General features: G+C 57.0%; 9 protein-coding genes. 2 read left to right on the top strand and 7 right to left on the bottom strand.

What is annotated here, in order from left to right; all coding sequences use genetic code 11:
• Positions 1–18 precede the first annotated feature (18 nt).
• On the bottom strand, positions 19–552 hold the full coding sequence (locus ELY38_RS02050) for a CinA family protein (protein WP_127059845.1): 534 nt from the start codon (positions 550–552) through the stop codon (positions 19–21).
• Positions 553–697: 145 nt separating this feature from the next.
• Between ELY38_RS02050 and mutS the strand changes: the two genes are divergently transcribed.
• Together mutS and fdxA are read left to right on the top strand one after the other, a co-directional pair.
• A complete protein-coding gene (mutS, locus tag ELY38_RS02055) occupies positions 698–3298 on the top strand; it encodes a DNA mismatch repair protein MutS (RefSeq protein ID WP_127059846.1) in 2601 nt (866 codons plus the stop codon).
• Between the two features lie 157 nt (positions 3299–3455).
• The gene (fdxA, locus tag ELY38_RS02060) at positions 3456–3779 is read left to right on the top strand and encodes a ferredoxin FdxA (RefSeq protein ID WP_126950569.1); all 324 of its coding nucleotides are present in this window, start codon (positions 3456–3458) and stop codon (positions 3777–3779) included.
• 172 nt (positions 3780–3951) lie between these two features.
• Here the strand turns inward: fdxA and ELY38_RS02065 are convergent, their stop codons facing one another.
• The 6 genes from ELY38_RS02065 to gltB form a co-directional block, all read right to left on the bottom strand.
• The gene (locus tag ELY38_RS02065) at positions 3952–5343 is read right to left on the bottom strand and encodes an L-cystine transporter (protein ID WP_127059847.1); all 1392 of its coding nucleotides are present in this window, start codon (positions 5341–5343) and stop codon (positions 3952–3954) included.
• Positions 5344–5989: 646 nt separating this feature from the next.
• Entirely contained in the window at positions 5990–7279 is a 1290-nt protein-coding gene (gene eno, locus ELY38_RS02070; protein WP_127059848.1) for a phosphopyruvate hydratase, read from the bottom strand.
• A gap of 58 nt (positions 7280–7337) precedes the next feature.
• Entirely contained in the window at positions 7338–8201 is an 864-nt protein-coding gene (gene kdsA, locus ELY38_RS02075; RefSeq protein ID WP_127059849.1) for a 3-deoxy-8-phosphooctulonate synthase, read from the bottom strand.
• A 10-nt stretch (positions 8202–8211) separates the two neighbouring features.
• Complete coding sequence (locus tag ELY38_RS02080; protein WP_127059850.1) at positions 8212–9867, bottom strand: CTP synthase; 1656 nt, start codon at positions 9865–9867, stop codon at positions 8212–8214.
• 184 nt (positions 9868–10051) lie between these two features.
• Positions 10052–11470 carry an FAD-dependent oxidoreductase gene (locus ELY38_RS02085; protein WP_127059851.1) on the bottom strand — a complete coding sequence of 473 codons (1419 nt, stop codon included), beginning with the start codon at positions 11468–11470 and terminating at the stop codon, positions 10052–10054.
• Between the two features lie 33 nt (positions 11471–11503).
• Entirely contained in the window at positions 11504–15946 is a 4443-nt protein-coding gene (gene gltB, locus ELY38_RS02090; RefSeq protein WP_127059852.1) for a glutamate synthase large subunit, read from the bottom strand.
• Positions 15947–16122 lie beyond the last annotated feature (176 nt).

Genomic DNA, 16122 nt, shown 5'->3' on the forward strand with positions numbered 1-16122 from the left:
CAACGCGGTTTTTAACGATTATTTCTCGCCTTGACCATCAACCTTGGCGTCCAGGCGCGCCACCAAGCCTGCCAGCGCCTCGCGAACCGCCTGCTCGCGCACCGCCTGACGATCACCGGGAAAATGAAAACACTCGGCCTCTTGATGGTTAACATCACCCCAAGCCAGCCACACGGTACCCACCGGCTTTTCAGCACTGCCGCCATCTGGGCCTGCCACACCGCTGACGGCCACGCCAAGCTGCGCGCCGCTATCCTGGCAGGCACCGGCGACCATCGCCTTAACCACTGCTTCACTGACAGCGCCATGTGTCTGCAGTGTAGCGTCTGAAACGCCAACAAGCCGCGTTTTTGCAGCATCTGCATACGTCACGAACCCCGTCGTGAAGTAGGCCGAGCTGCCTGCCGCCGAGGTAATCGCGCAGGCTATACCACCACCAGTACACGACTCTGCCGTGGTCACTTCTATCTGCAGCTTACGGCAAAGCTTTCCAAGGCGCTGCGCCAGCAGGGACAAATCAAGATTTTTCAGGCTGGATACGCTGGGCGTCATGACCGCTCCTTCATGTAAGATATCAGTCAGCGTAGAATACTGCGTTTAGCTTTCTCAACGAAATCGCATAAAACCGTTCAGAAGAAACTGCCCCAAGAACATGCCGCGAGCCAAAAGGCTTGCGCTACGCTCAACCAGGACGCCCATGTCACAGGCCATCCCCCCCAACACGCCCATGATCACGCAGTATTTGAAGATCAAACGCGAACATCCTGAAGTCCTTCTGTTTTACCGGATGGGAGACTTTTACGAGCTGTTTTTTGATGACGCCAAGCGCGCGGCGGCGCTATTGGATATAACGCTCACACAGCGTGGCCAATCAGGGGGCAAGCCCATTCCCATGGCGGGCGTTCCTTACCATAGCGCCGAAGGCTACCTGGCACGCCTGGTGGCAACCGGCGAATCCGTGGCTATCTGCGAGCAGATTGGCGACCCGGCCACCAGCAAGGGGCCGGTTGAGCGACAGGTAGTGCGTATTGTGACGCCCGGCACCCTGCATGATGAAGCGCTTTTAGATGCCCGGCGTGACAACATGTTGGTGGCCCTGGCACCCGGCAGTGATCGCTGGGGGCTTGCCTGGCTTGAACTGTCCAGCGGGCGCTTTAGCGTGCTGGAAGTGGAGAGCGAAGCTGAAATGCTTGCCGAGCTTACCCGCCTCTCGCCTGCGGAACTGTTGGTACCGGAAAGTCTGACGCTACCCGACATGTGGTCACAAAAGCGCAGCTTACGGCGCCAGGGGGAATGGCTGTTCGATCTGGAGAGTGCCAACCGCAGTTTGTGCGATCAGTTTGAAGTGCAGGATTTACGCGGATTTGGCTGCGCCCACCTGAGCACAGCCTTGGTGGCGGCCGGGGTGTTGATTGATTACGCCCGCGACACCCAGCGCTCACGCCTGCCGCATGTGACCGCCATCAGCGTCGAGAACCGCGACGATGCGGTGGTGATTGATGCCGCAAGCCGACGCAACCTGGAAATTGACATCAATCTCGGCGGCAGCGCTGACAATACGCTTGCAAGCGTTCTGGACACCTGTACCACCGCCATGGGCTCACGACTTTTGAAACGCTGGCTGAACCGACCACTACGTCAGCGCGACATCGTTCAGGGCCGTCAGGCGGGGGTTGCCCTGCTAAGTCTGGACGCAGCATATATGTCACTGCGCGACACGCTTAACGACGTGGGCGATGTGGAGCGCATTCTGGCCCGCGTAGCCCTGTACAGCGCCCGCCCGCGCGACTTGGCCCGCTTGCGGGACGCCCTTAATACGCTGCCGCTTCTTGAGCAGCAGCTGGGCAACGTCGAACACGGCAGCGCGCTGGATAACCTGCGTCCCCACATTCGCCCCTACCCAGAGCTTGCCGACACGCTAAGCCGCGCGTTGATCGAGAACCCGCCGGTGGTGATCCGCGATGGCGGCGTGATTGCCGACGGCTTTGATGCCGAGCTTGATGAGCACCGCGGCATGGCCGAAAACGCCGGCAGCTACCTGATTCAGTTGGAGCTACGCGAGCGCGAACGTACCGGGCTTGCCAACCTGAAGGTCGGCTACAACCGCGTACACGGCTATTTTATCGAACTGCCCCGCTCCCAGGCCCAGCAGGCGCCCGCAGACTATATTCGTCGCCAGACACTGAAAAACGCCGAGCGGTTTATTATTCCCGAACTCAAGGAATTCGAAGACAAGGCACTTTCTGCCAAGTCGCGTGCCCTTACTCGTGAGAAATGGTTGTATGACCGTCTGCTGGGCGAGCTTAACGGGGTGCTCAACGAACTACAGGGTACTTCCCGGGCGCTTGCCGAACTGGATGTTCTATGCGCCTTTGCCGAGCGGGCCGATGCGCTTGGCTGGGTACGCCCGACCTTGAGTGACACAACCGGCATTACGATTACCGCCGGCCGCCATCCGGTGGTGGAACAGGTAAGCGATAAGCCCTTTGTCCCCAATGACGTGATGCTATCGCCTGACCGGCATATGCTGATCATTACCGGCCCCAACATGGGCGGTAAGTCGACCTATATGCGCCAGACCGCCCTGATTGCTCTGCTGGCTCATAGCGGCAGCTTTGTGCCCGCCGACGCGGCTGACATTGGCCCTATTGATCGCATATTCACCCGAATAGGTTCCTCGGATGACCTGGCCGGCGGGCGCTCAACCTTTATGGTCGAGATGACCGAAACAGCCAATATCCTACATAATGCCACCGAGCACAGCCTGGTATTGATGGATGAAATTGGCCGGGGTACCAGCACCTTTGACGGCCTCTCATTGGCCTGGGCCAGCGCCGAACACTTGGCACAGGCGCGCGCGCTTACCCTATTTGCTACTCACTATTTTGAAATGACCGCTCTGCCTGAACAGGCCGAGGGTGTCGCCAACATCCATCTAACCGCGACCGAGCACGGCGACAGTATCGTCTTTATGCATCGCATTGAAGCAGGGCCCGCCAGTCAGAGCTACGGCCTTCAGGTGGCGCAGCTGGCCGGGGTGCCTACCCACGTGATCAGCCGAGCCCGTGAAAAGCTGGTTGCGCTTGAACAGCGCGATGTGGACACCCAGCAGATACGGCCATCGTCTTGGCAAAGCCCGGCCCAGCCATCAGCAGCTGCGGTTTCGCCACCTCAGCAAAACGACCTGTTTGCCAGCGCCCCGCACCCGCTCATAGAGGCACTTGAGCGCACAGATGTGGATGATTTATCGCCTCGCGAAGCGCTGGCCCTGATCTATCAATGGCGCGACTTGTTGTAATTGGCACAAGAGAACATGGCCAAGAGCTTGCCGTGAGGTATGGGCACCACTAGAATGTCGCCCATACTTTTTTAGCTTATAAAAAACGGCTGTTTTATAACCATTCACGATTGACCACGACCGGGACCTACCCCGGTCCCGCAAGAGGGATAGCGCGATGACGTTTGTCGTTACCGAAAACTGCATCCAATGCAAATACACCGACTGTGTCGAAGTTTGCCCGGTTGACTGCTTTTACGAAGGCCCCAACTTCCTGGTTATCCACCCGGATGAGTGCATCGACTGCGCCCTGTGCGAGCCCGAGTGTCCGGCCGAGGCAATATTCTCAGAAGATGAGCTGCCCGATGGCCAGGAGCAGTTTATCGAGATCAACGCTGAACTCTCGGAAGTGTGGCCCAATATTTCTGAAAAGAAAGATGCCTTGCCGGATGCCGAAGAGTGGGATGGCAAAAGCGGCAAGATCGAGAAGCTCGAGCGTTAACGCTAGCCGTGTTAGCGTTTTGAAGAACCAGCGTCCGCGCTGGTTTTTTTATAACTCCTTCCGCACTCTGCCGGCTGTTGTAGCACGCAAATAGCGCAAAGCCACCGTATAGGTGGCTTTTAACTTTTTATTACCTGCCTGCTTACTACAACCAGAGCGATACACGCATAGCTTACGCCGCTTTAGGCTCGCCCAGCTGATCATCATTGGACGCAAAGATATCGCCATCGTGCTGCTTGAGCAGGCGACTTGTCACCGTACCTGCAGTCATTGAGCCGTTGACGTTGATCGCCGTGCGGCCCATGTCGATCAGCGGCTCGATGGAGATCAGAAGACCCGCCAGAGCAATCGGCAAATCGAGCGTCGAGAGCACGATGATGGCCGCAAAGGTTGCCCCACCGCCGACACCGGCAATGCCGAAAGACGCGAGCGTCACCACCAGTACCAGCGTGGCCAAAAACTCAAACGACAGCGGGTCGATGCCCACGGTTGGCGCAATCATCATGGCCAGCATGGCCGGGTAAAGCCCGGCACAGCCGTTTTGACCAATCGTTGCGCCGAAGGAGGCGGCAAAATTGGCAATTGCCGGCGGAACGCCAATACGGTCTACCTGGGCCTCAATATTCAAGGGAATGGTTGCCGCGCTGGAGCGTGAAGTAAAGGCGAAGGTCAACACCGGCCAGACTTTTTGGAAATAGCGCTTGGGGTTGACGCCGACGCCTAGCAAAAATAGCGCGTGCACCACCAGAATCAGCGTTAGCCCCAGGTAAGAGGCCACCACGAACCCGAGCAGGCCGAGAATATCATTTAGATTGGACGTGGAAACGACCTTGATCATTAACGCCATTACGCCATAAGGCGTCAGCCGAATCACCATACGCACCAGGCGCATGATCCATTTCTGCACAACGTCGATGCCCTCAATCAGTTTGCCGCCAAGCGCCGCATTTTCACGCTTGATACCCAGCGCCGCCATACCCAGAAAAGAGGCAAAGATCACCACGCTGATAATCGAGGTTGGCCGAGCGCCCGCAAGATCTTGAAAGGGGTTGCTGGGAATAAACGAGAGCAGCAGCTGGGGCACACTTAGGTCAGACACCTGTGCGCTGCGTTCGATAATAGCCTGGCCACGCTCAAACTCTCGAGCACCCTGCACCAGCCCTTCAGCAGACAGGCCAAACAGCTGTGTCATGCTGATGCCGATAACAGCTGAAATCGCGGTCGTGATCATCAATACCGCTAAAACGCCCAGGCTGATCTTGCCCAGGGCGCTTGCATCGTGGAGTCTGGTCACCGCCGACAAAATGGTCACCAACACCAAGGGCATGATGATCATCTTCAGCAGCTGGACGTAACCGCCGCCGACCAGGTTGACCCAGTCGATAGTACCAACCAATACGTCAGAACCAGCAAACAGCCACTGCAGCAGCGCGCCCAAGGCAACACCGACCACAAGCCCCGCCAAGACAACGCGAGACAGGTTTGCCCCGCTGCGCTGCCAACGCGCCAGTAGCGCAATGGCCACTAGAAAGATCAACACGTTGACCGTAATCAACCCATACATGCTTACCGCCCCCCCATAACTGAAAAACGGCTCAGTAGCTCTATGTCATCAAAGAACTCTGCGCCGACAAAGCAAGCAGGGTATGAAACATAGCCTGCTAATTCTCGCGCGCATGGTAAGTAATAGTTATAAGGAATAAAAATGTATTTTACTTATAACCTAGAAAGAATTTGTATTGGTTAGTTATTCTTCAGAATGATAGTGCCAAAGTTTGCATATAAAGGGCGCATAAAACGGACGCAAAAAAAGGCGGCCCGTAGGCCGCCCGCTCCAAGCACTTCCTCTGACCACTCCCTGTGTCAAACTCCTCAGGTAACTTCCTTACCAAGGCTCACATCAATGTGGCACCCGGCGTACCTGTCTACACCCCGTTACATTGCATCCTGTCTAAAGCATCCCTGCCTCCCCTGTCCTGTTAAGCATTGTGGCAGATAACGATGGCTTCTCAAGGCGGGCAAAATGAAAAAAGGCGAGCCCTCAAGGCCCGCCTTTACTAGATAAAACACTTTTAAATCAATCTCATAAAGTTTAACTAATTAGAAACTTCGTTATTTCTTACCCCAAACCGAGCGATTTTCGTCGGCATTTGTAAGAGATGTCTTACAAATTTTTGAGACATCTCTTACATGGACAGTGAAAACAGCCTTTACTGGCTCTTGATAGCCTTCAAACCCGGGTAAATAACATCACCTAACTCTGCTTCAATTACCAGCAGGCGGTTGTATTTGGCTACCCGGTCAGAACGGCATAGCGAACCTGTTTTAATCTGACCTGCACAGGTACCTACCGCCAAATCAGCAATCGTGGTGTCTTCCGTTTCGCCGGAGCGATGCGAAATAACGGCCGTAAAACCAGCGTCCTGAGCCATCTTGATGGCATCCAGAGTCTCAGACAGCGAGCCGATCTGGTTGAACTTGATCAGAATCGAGTTACCGATCTTCTCGTCGATACCGCGCTTGAGGATCTTTGTGTTGGTCACGAACAGGTCGTCACCCACGAGCTGCACCTTATCGCCCAGCTTGTCGGTCAGCGCTTTCCAGCCATCCCAGTCAGACTCATCCATGCCGTCTTCGATCGACACAATCGGGTACTCGTCGCACAGGCCCGCCAGGTAGTCGGTAAAGCCTTGGGCGTCGTAGCTCTTGCCTTCGCCAGACAGGTTGTACTGACCATCCTTATAGAACTCAGAAGACGCGCAATCGAGCGCCAGCGTTATATCGCGACCCAGAGTATAACCAGCATCAGCCACGGCCTGCTTGATGACCGCCAACGCGTCCGCATTGGAAGCCAGGTCAGGCGCGAAACCGCCCTCATCGCCAACGGCCGTTGACAGCCCTTTGGCAGACAGCACTTTTTTCAGAGCATGGAACACTTCCGCGCCCATCCGCAGTCCTTCGCGGAAGTTCTTGGCACCGACCGGCTGCACCATGAACTCCTGAATATCCACATTGTTATCGGCATGCTCGCCGCCATTGATGATATTCATCATGGGTACCGGCATGCTGTACTGACCCGGCTGGCCATAAAGCTCAGCAATATGTGCATAGAGCGGCACGCCCTTGGCGTTAGCGGCCGCTTTAGCCGCCGCCAGTGACACGGCGAGAATCGCATTCGCACCGAGTGTGGCTTTATTGTCAGTGCCATCCAGCGCCAGCATAGCGTCGTCCAGACCACGCTGGTCACGCGCATCCATTCCCAGCAGCGCATCCCGAATCTTGCCATTGACCGCATCGACAGCCTTCAGTACACCTTTGCCAAGGTAGCGTGCCTTGTCGCCGTCACGCAGCTCTAAGGCCTCGCGTGAACCAGTGGAAGCACCGCTCGGCGCGCAGGCCTCGCCTACCGCTCCGCTCTCAAGACGCACGCGCGCCAGCACCGTCGGGTTGCCGCGCGAATCGAGTACTTCCAGTGCACTGATATCTACAATTTTGGTCATGACAGTGTCCTTGGTTGTCGGTCTAATAGAAGATTGAGTACTGCATGGATGGCCGAGATCAGCGAATGGTCAACGGCGCAAAATTTTTCACCAGTGAATCTAGTTGCGAAAGCTGGGTTAAAAACGGCTCAAGCTGGTCAAGCGGCAAGGCGCAAGGACCGTCGCACTTGGCGTTGTCCGGATCTGGGTGCGCTTCCAGGAAAAGCCCGGCAAGACCTACCGCTACACCTGCCCGGGCAAGCTCTGCCACCTGCGCACGACGACCATCGGCGCTATCGGCACGCCCACCGGGGCGCTGAAGCGCATGGGTAACATCGAAAAACACCGGGTAACCGGTCTGTTTCATGTCGCCAAAGCCCAGCATATCGACGACCAGGTTGTTATACCCAAAGCTTGTGCCACGCTCACACAACATCAGGCGGTCATTACCGGCTTCCTGAAACTTGCTCAGGATATGGCGCATTTCGTGCGGCGCGAGAAACTGCGGCTTCTTGATATTGATCGCCGCGCCGGTTTTGGCCATGGCCACCACAAGGTCAGTCTGGCGCGCCAGAAAGGCGGGCAACTGGATAATATCGGCCACTTCCGCAGCAGCAGCGGCCTGCCAGGGCTCATGAACATCGGTAATGATCGGCACGCCATGACGCGACTTGATATCGGCCAGAATCTGTAAGCCTTTCTCGATACCAGGGCCGCGATAGGAGTGGATAGAACTACGGTTGGCCTTGTCAAAGCTCGCCTTGTACACATAGGGCATACCGAGCTTTTTGGTCACCTCGACGTAGGCGCTGGCCACTTCGTCGGCAAGCTCGGCCGACTCCAGTACGTTCATGCCGCCCAGCAGCATTAGCGGCAAAGAATTGCCGGCGGTTAGGCCGGCAACGTTGATATGACGCTCTTGGAAAGGTGCTTGAGAAGACATCTTCTTCCCCTTATTCCTGAGGTGTCGCGTGTGCCCGGGTACGCGCCGTTTTGTACTCAAACGCGGCATTTACAAAGCCCGAGAATAGCGGATGCCCATCACGCGGGGTAGAGGTAAATTCCGGGTGGAACTGACACGCCACGTACCAGGGGTGGTCAGCCAGCTCGACCATTTCAACCAGCGACTGGTCAACGCTCTTGCCCGAGATCACAAGGCCTGCCTGCTCCAGTTCGTCAATAAACTGGTTATTGACTTCAAAGCGGTGACGGTGACGCTCGACAATTTCATCAGAACCGTAGGCTTCACGCGCCTTGCTACCGGATTTCAGATGACACACCTGACCGCCCAGACGCATGGTGCCGCCAAGGTCGGATGCCGCGTCGCGCAGCTCGATCTTGCCTTCCTTGTTGATCCATTCGGTAATCAGGCCAACCACCGGGTGCTGGGTATCGTGGGTAAACTCGGTGGAGTTGGCGTCTTTCCAGCCAGCCACGTTACGCGCAAACTCGATAACCGCGACCTGCATGCCTAAGCAGATACCCAGGTAGGGCACGTTGTTTTCGCGAGCAAATTGGGCGGTCAGAATCTTGCCTTCCACGCCGCGCTCGCCAAAGCCGCCAGGTACCAGAATGGCATCTTTACCTGCCAGCCGCTCGGTGCCGTGGCGCTCGATATCTTCAGAGTCGATATAATCAACGTTGACCTTGATGCGCCCTTGGATACCGGCGTGAATCAAGGCTTCGTTAAGCGACTTGTAGGCATCCAGCAGCTCCATGTACTTACCGACCATGGCAATGCTGACAGATTTCAGCGGGTTAAGCTTGGAGTCCAGCACTTTCACCCACTCGGACAAATCGGCGGGCTCGGCTTCAAGGCGTAACTTATCGCAGACAATGTCATCCAGGCCATGCTCGTGAAGCATCAGCGGAATGCGATAGATGGTATCGGCATCCTGCAGCGGCACCACGGCGCGCTCTTCGACATTGGTGAACAGCGCGATCTTGCGGCGCTCACTTTCTTCAAGCTCGACTTCACTGCGGCAGATCAGGATATCCGGCTGGATACCGATCGAACGCAGTTCCTTGACGCTGTGCTGGGTAGGCTTGGTCTTGGTCTCGCCCGCCGTCTTGATATACGGCACCAGCGTCAGGTGCATGAACAGCGCACGGTTGGCGCCCTGCTCACTGCGAATCTGACGGATGGACTCCAGGAAAGGCAGCGACTCGATATCGCCCACGGTGCCACCGATTTCTACCAGCGCCACGTCAAAGCCTTCGCCGCCGGCGTAGACGCGCTGCTTGATTTCATCGGTGATATGCGGAATGACCTGTACCGTGCCCCCCAGATAATCACCACGGCGCTCTTTGCGCAGCACGTGCTCGTACACGCGGCCGGTAGTGAAGTTGTTGCGCTGAGTCATCTTGGTACGAATAAAGCGCTCATAGTGACCAAGGTCCAGATCCGTCTCGGCGCCATCCTCGGTGACGAACACCTCGCCGTGCTGGAAGGGACTCATGGTGCCCGGGTCCACGTTGATGTACGGGTCGAGCTTGAGCATGGTGACCTTAAGGCCGCGGGCCTCTAAAATCGCCGCCAGCGAGGCCGACGCGATGCCCTTGCCAAGAGAGGACACAACGCCGCCGGTCACGAAGATATATCGTGTCATGGAAAACCTGTCGAAACGTGATCAAAAGGCGTAACAGAAAGCCACACCAGGATGGGACGACAGAATAGCAGACTACGCCTTAAGGCTCAATTTGAACTGCCAAAGATAGCAGCGCATTGATCCATATGGCGCCCGGTGGGGTTGCGAGGCCATGAAGGCCTCGCTCAGCCTCTATAATAACGAATCAGACGCCCAGGTAGTTCAAGATACCATCTGCGGCCTGACGCCCTTCATGGATAGCGGTAACCACCAGGTCAGAGCCGCGCACCATGTCGCCACCGGCAAAGATTTTCTCGTTGCTGGTCTGGAAAGCGTACTGGCCGTGCTCCGGGGCTTTCACCAGGTCGCGCTCACTCAGCTCGATACGCGCACCTTCAAACCACGGCGCCGGGCTTGCCTGGAAGCCAAAGGCCACCACCACCGCATCGGCCGGAATAATCTCTTCAGAACCCGGCACCACTTCAGGACGCTGGCGGCCATTCTCGTCGGGCTCGCCCAGGCGGGTGCGTACTACTTTCACCCCTTCGACTTTACCCTCGCCCACCACAGCGACCGGCTGACGGTTGAACAGGAACTCGACGCCCTCTTCACGCGCGTTGGCCACTTCGCGGCGTGAACCGGGCATGTTGCCTTCATCACGGCGGTAGGCGCAGGTCACGCTTGTCGCGTGCTGACGAATGGAGGTGCGGTTACAGTCCATGGCCGTATCGCCACCACCGAGCACCACCACGCGCTTGCCTTCCATCGAGATATAATCGCTGGGGTCTTTTTCAAACCCCAGGCGGCGATTGACGTTGGCAATCAGGAAATCGAGCGCCTTGTACACGCCGGGCAAGTCCTCACCGGGGAAGCCGCCCTCCATGTACTTGTAGGTACCCATACCCAAAAAGACCGCATCGTACTCCTGAAGCAGGGTATCGAATTCGATATCGGTGCCGATTTCGGTATTCAGACGAAACTCGACGCCCATCTCTTCAAATACCGCCCGACGACGCTCCATGACGTTCTTTTCCAGCTTGAACTCAGGAATGCCGAAAGTTAAAAGGCCGCCAATTTCCGGGTACTTATCAAATACCACAGGCTTGACGCCGTTGCGTGCCAGAATATCGGCACAGCCCAGGCCTGCAGGCCCCGCGCCCACAATGGCTACCTTCTTGTCGGTCCATACCACCTTGGACATATCCGGGCGCCAACCCATGGCAAAGGCGGTATCGGTAATGTACTTCTCGACAGAGCCGATGGTGACCGCACCAAAACCATCGTTAAGCGTACAGTCACCTTCGCACAAACGGTCTTGCGGACATACGCGGCCACACACTTCCGGCAGCGAATTGGTTTTGTGCGATAGCTCAGCGGCTTCAATAATATTGCCTTCCACCACCAGCTGTAGCCAGTTGGGAATGTAGTTATGTACCGGGCACTTCCATTCGCAATACGGGTTGCCGCAGTGCAAGCAGCGATGCGCTTGGCTTGCCGCATCGGTGGGCTTGAACGGCTCGTAAATCTCAGCAAATTCCTTGGCGCGGGTATGGGCCGGCTTTTTCTGTGGGTCCATGCGCCCCACATCAACAAACTGGAAATCATTGTTTAAACGGTTAGCCATGATATCTCTCCTCGAAGCGTAGGCACAGGCGGTTTATTGCGGCTGACGCCGAGATTGATCCAGCAGACTACCCAGACTTGCCGCCTTCGGTTTCACTAGCCAGAAGTGGCGCAGGTAATCGCTAAAGTCTTCCAAAATCGCCGCTCCACGGCTGGACCCCGTCTCCTCGACATAGGTGGCAATCAGCTCACGAAGATGGCGACGATACGCCTCCATGGCTTCGGTACTGACCCGATGAATCTCGACCAGCTCGTGGTTGTACTTGTCCACGAAAGTGCGATCTTCATCCAGCACGTAGGCAAACCCACCCGTCATGCCCGCGCCAAAGTTAACGCCCGTTTCACCCAGCACACACACCAGGCCACCCGTCATATATTCGCAGCAGTGGTCGCCTGCGCCTTCAATGACCGCCGTAGCGCCTGAGTTGCGCACCGCAAAACGTTCACCTGCGGTGCCGGCGGCAAATAGCGTACCGCCCGTGGCGCCGTAAAGGCAGGTGTTGCCGATAATGGCCGTCTTATGGCTTTCAAACTGGCTGACCTTCGGCGGCACAATCACGATACTGCCACCGTTCATGCCCTTGCCCACGTAATCGTTGGCATCGCCTTCCAGATACAGATTCAAGCCACGCGCGTTCCATACCCCAAAACTCTGCCCCGCCACGCCGGTAAAGCGTGCGGTTACCGGTGCGGCTTCAAGGCCTTCCTCACCGTAGCGCTTGGCAATCGCGCCGGACGTCAGCGCACCCACGCTACGATCACAGTTGGTAATGGTGAAGCTGAACTCACCGCCCGACTGGCTCTCGATGGCCTCTTTCAATGCGGCCAGCACTTCCTGGTTCTTGGCGCCCGGGTCGTGCGGCACGTTGCGGCTCACCTTGCAGAACTGCGGCGCATCAGAAGGCACAAAATCGTTTGCTAGCAGCGGAGCAAGATCCAGCTTACGCTGGCTTGCCGTGTTGCCTTCAAGCACTTCCAGCAAATCGGTACGTCCGATCAGGTCGGTCAGCTGGCGCACACCCAGCAGCGCCATCAGCTCACGGACTTCTTCAGCGATAAAGCGGAAGTAGTTCTTGACCATATCCACGGTGCCGCGGAAGTGCTCACCGCGCAGGAAATCATCCTGAGTGGCGACTCCAGTAGCGCAATTATTCAAATGGCAAATGCGCAGGAACTTACAGCCCAACGCCACCATCGGCGCAGTGCCAAAACCGAAGCTTTCCGCCCCGAGGATCGCCGCCTTGATGACATCCAGACCGGTCTTGAGGCCGCCGTCGGTCTGCAGACGAATCTTGTCGCGCAGGCCATTGATACGCAGCGCTTGATGCACTTCAGGCAGGCCCAACTCCCAAGGAGATCCAGCATGTTTGATCGAGGTGAGCGGGCTTGCCGCCGTACCGCCATCATAACCGGATACGGTAATCAGGTCGGCGTAGGCCTTGGCAACGCCAGTGGCAATGGTACCGATACCCGGTTCGGACACCAGTTTCACCGATACCTGCGCTTCCGGATTAATCTGTTTAAGATCAAAAATCAGCTGCGCCAGATCTTCAATCGAGTAAATATCGTGGTGTGGCGGCGGCGAAATCAGCGTGACACCAGGCACCGCGTAGCGCAGCCGCGCAATCAGCTGATTGACCTTGCCACCCGGCAACTGGCCGCCTTCACCCGGCTTGGCACCTTGGGCAACTTTGATCTGGAGCACTTCGGCATTGACCAGGTAAGCAGGTGTAACTCCAAAGCGGCCAGAAGCAATCTGCTTGATCTTGGAGCTACGAATGGTGCCGTAGCGCGCCGGGTCTTCGCCGCCCTCGCCCGAGTTGGAGCGCCCACCGGCTTCGTTCATGGCCTGGGCCAGCGCCTCATGAGCCTCGGGCGACAGCGCGCCCAGTGACATGCCCGCGCTGTCAAAACGCGGTAACAGTGCTTCAACCGGCTCAACCTCATCCAGCGCTACCGGCGTTTCGGCGGGCTTGAGAATGAGCAGGTCACGAATAGTAGCCACCGGTCGCTCGTTAACCAACTGAGCGAATTTTTTCCACTTGGCGTAGCTGCCCTCCTGCACGGCGGCCTGGAGCGCCTTTACCACATCGGGGTTGTAGGCGTGGTACTCATGGCCATGCACGTACTTGAGCATGCCGCCCTGAGAAATTCCCTTACGGGGAATCCAGGCGTCTTTCGCCACAAGCTCTTGCTGCATCTGCAGTTCTGCAAAGCCTGCGCCCTGAATGCGTGATGCCATGCCCGCAAAGCAGGTATCCATGACCTCATCAGAAAGGCCTACTGCTTCAAACAGCATCGAGCCACGATAAGAAGCCAGGGTCGATATCCCCATTTTAGAGAGGATCTTGAATAGGCCCTTTTGCAGCCCTTTGCGGTAGTTCTCCCGGCCGTCGGCCGGATTGCCGGTTAGCTCACCGCAACGGTGCATATCCGCCATGACCTGGTAAGCAAGCCACGGATAGACGGCAGTGGCGCCAATACCGAACAGCACGGCCATCTGGTGAGCGTCCCGGGCATAGCCGGTTTCCACGATGATATTGGCATTAGGCCGTAGGGCCAGGCGGCTAAGGTGCGTATGCACTGCGCCCACGGCCAGCGCCGCCTGAATGGGAATCAGCCCTTTAGGCAAGTCGGCGTCAGAAAGCACCAGAATCACCTTGCCCGCTTTTACCTGGGTTTCGGCTTCTTGGCAGAGCGCATTAAGCGCCTGTTTTAGACTTTGCTGTTCCGGGTCGTACCCCATTACAAATGTGTGGCTGGCAAAAGCCGGGTCTTCCTGGCTGACAAGTGCAGTAAACTTGCGCGGCGAAAGCACAGGCGTGGTCAGAATTAAGCGATGGGCGTGCTCAGGCGTTGCCTGGAAGACGTTAAGCTCCGCCCCACAACAGGTTTCCAGCGACATCACGATCGCTTCGCGCAGTGGGTCAATCGGCGGATTGGTAACCTGGGCAAACTTCTGACGGAAGAAGTCGGTCAGAAGACGCGGGCGGCTTGAAAGCACCGCCATTGGCGTGTCGTCACCCATGGAGCCCACAGCCTCCTGACCGCTTTCCGCGAGCGGGCGCAGCACCTGGTCACGCTCTTCAAACGTCACCTGGAACATTTTCTGCTGCACGTTGAGCGCGTCGGCATCCATGGACTGAAAGCGCGCAAGCTCAGTCAGCGCCGATTCAAGATAATTGGCTTCCTGCTTGAGCCAGCGCTTATAGGGGTAGGCAGATTTCAGGCGGTCGTCGATATCCTGAGTGTGCAGCACTTCGCCGGTCTGCGTATCGACTGCCAGCATCTGTCCCGGGCCTACACGGCCTTTAGCCACAACATCTTCCGGCTGGTAGCCGTAAGTGCCAACTTCTGACGCCAGGGTGATATAACCGTTCTTGGTGATTACCCAGCGCGCCGGGCGCAGGCCGTTGCGGTCCAGCATACACACCGCCTGGCGGCCGTCGGTCATGACCACGCCAGCCGGGCCGTCCCAAGGCTCCATGTGCATGGAGTTGTATTCGTAGAAGGCGCGCAGCTCGGCGTCCATGGTCTCGACGTTCTGCCAGGCAGGCGGCACCATCATGCGCACCGCACGGTGCAGTTCCATACCCCCGGTCAGCAGCACTTCCAGCATGTTGTCCATGCTTGAGGAGTCGGAGCCGGTAGTATTGACGATTTCATCTAACTTGGCGATATCCGGCAAGCGGTCGTTAACAAAGTTCGCCTTGCGCGAGTTGGCCCAGCCACGGTTGGCCTCGATGGTGTTAATTTCGCCGTTATGCGCCAGCAGGCGGAACGGCTGTGCCAGCGGCCAGCGCGGTGCGGTATTGGTCGAAAAGCGTTGGTGGAAAACACAGATGGCGGTTTCCAGGCGCGGGTCGTTCAAGTCTTTATAAAACGCCGGAAGGTCTTCCGGCATTACCAGACCTTTATAAGACACTACCTCAGAGGAGAGCGACGCTACATAAAAGTCTTCATCGCTGCGCAATGCCTGCTCTGTATAGCGGCGCGCCATGAACAGATCAACGGTGAACTGCTCGCTACTACCGGGCTCGACAAAAATCTGCTCGATGCGCGGCAGGCAATCAAGCGCCATCGGACCACAAACGCTTGAATCGGTGGGCACAACGCGCCAGCCGACAACGTTTAGACCACGCTCACCCAGCTCTCGCTCAAATGTTTCACGCGCATTGGCGGCCCGCGCGTCGTCGGTGGGCAGAAAAACAACGCCCACGGCAAACCGCTCGCCAAGCGTTACATCCAGCGCCTCTTGCGCTGCCTCGCGCATGAACTGGCCAGGCATTTTAAGCAGCAGCCCACAGCCATCACCGGTTTTGCCATCTGCGGCAATCCCGCCACGGTGCGTCATGCAGGTGAGCGATTCAATGGCCGTTTTCAGCAGATCGTGACTGGCCTGCCCTTCCATATGAGCAATAAGGCCAAAGCCGCAGTTATCGCGAAACTCGCCAGGCTGGTGAAGACCTCTATTCATGGGCGTGCCTCTAGTCAAGGTATTTTATTAGCAGCGTTCTTATGGTTAAATGGCAGGTTTTTATTTTTTTGATAGATTTTTTACCCGCCTAGAAAGGGGTGTTTACCCGGTCCGCTGCTGCAAGAAAATGGTTGCTCAGCATAGCGATTCGCCCCCCCGAAGCGCAATCACTCAGC

This window comes from Vreelandella nanhaiensis, from assembly GCF_003990185.1.
Lineage (GTDB): Bacteria > Pseudomonadota > Gammaproteobacteria > Pseudomonadales > Halomonadaceae > Vreelandella > Vreelandella nanhaiensis.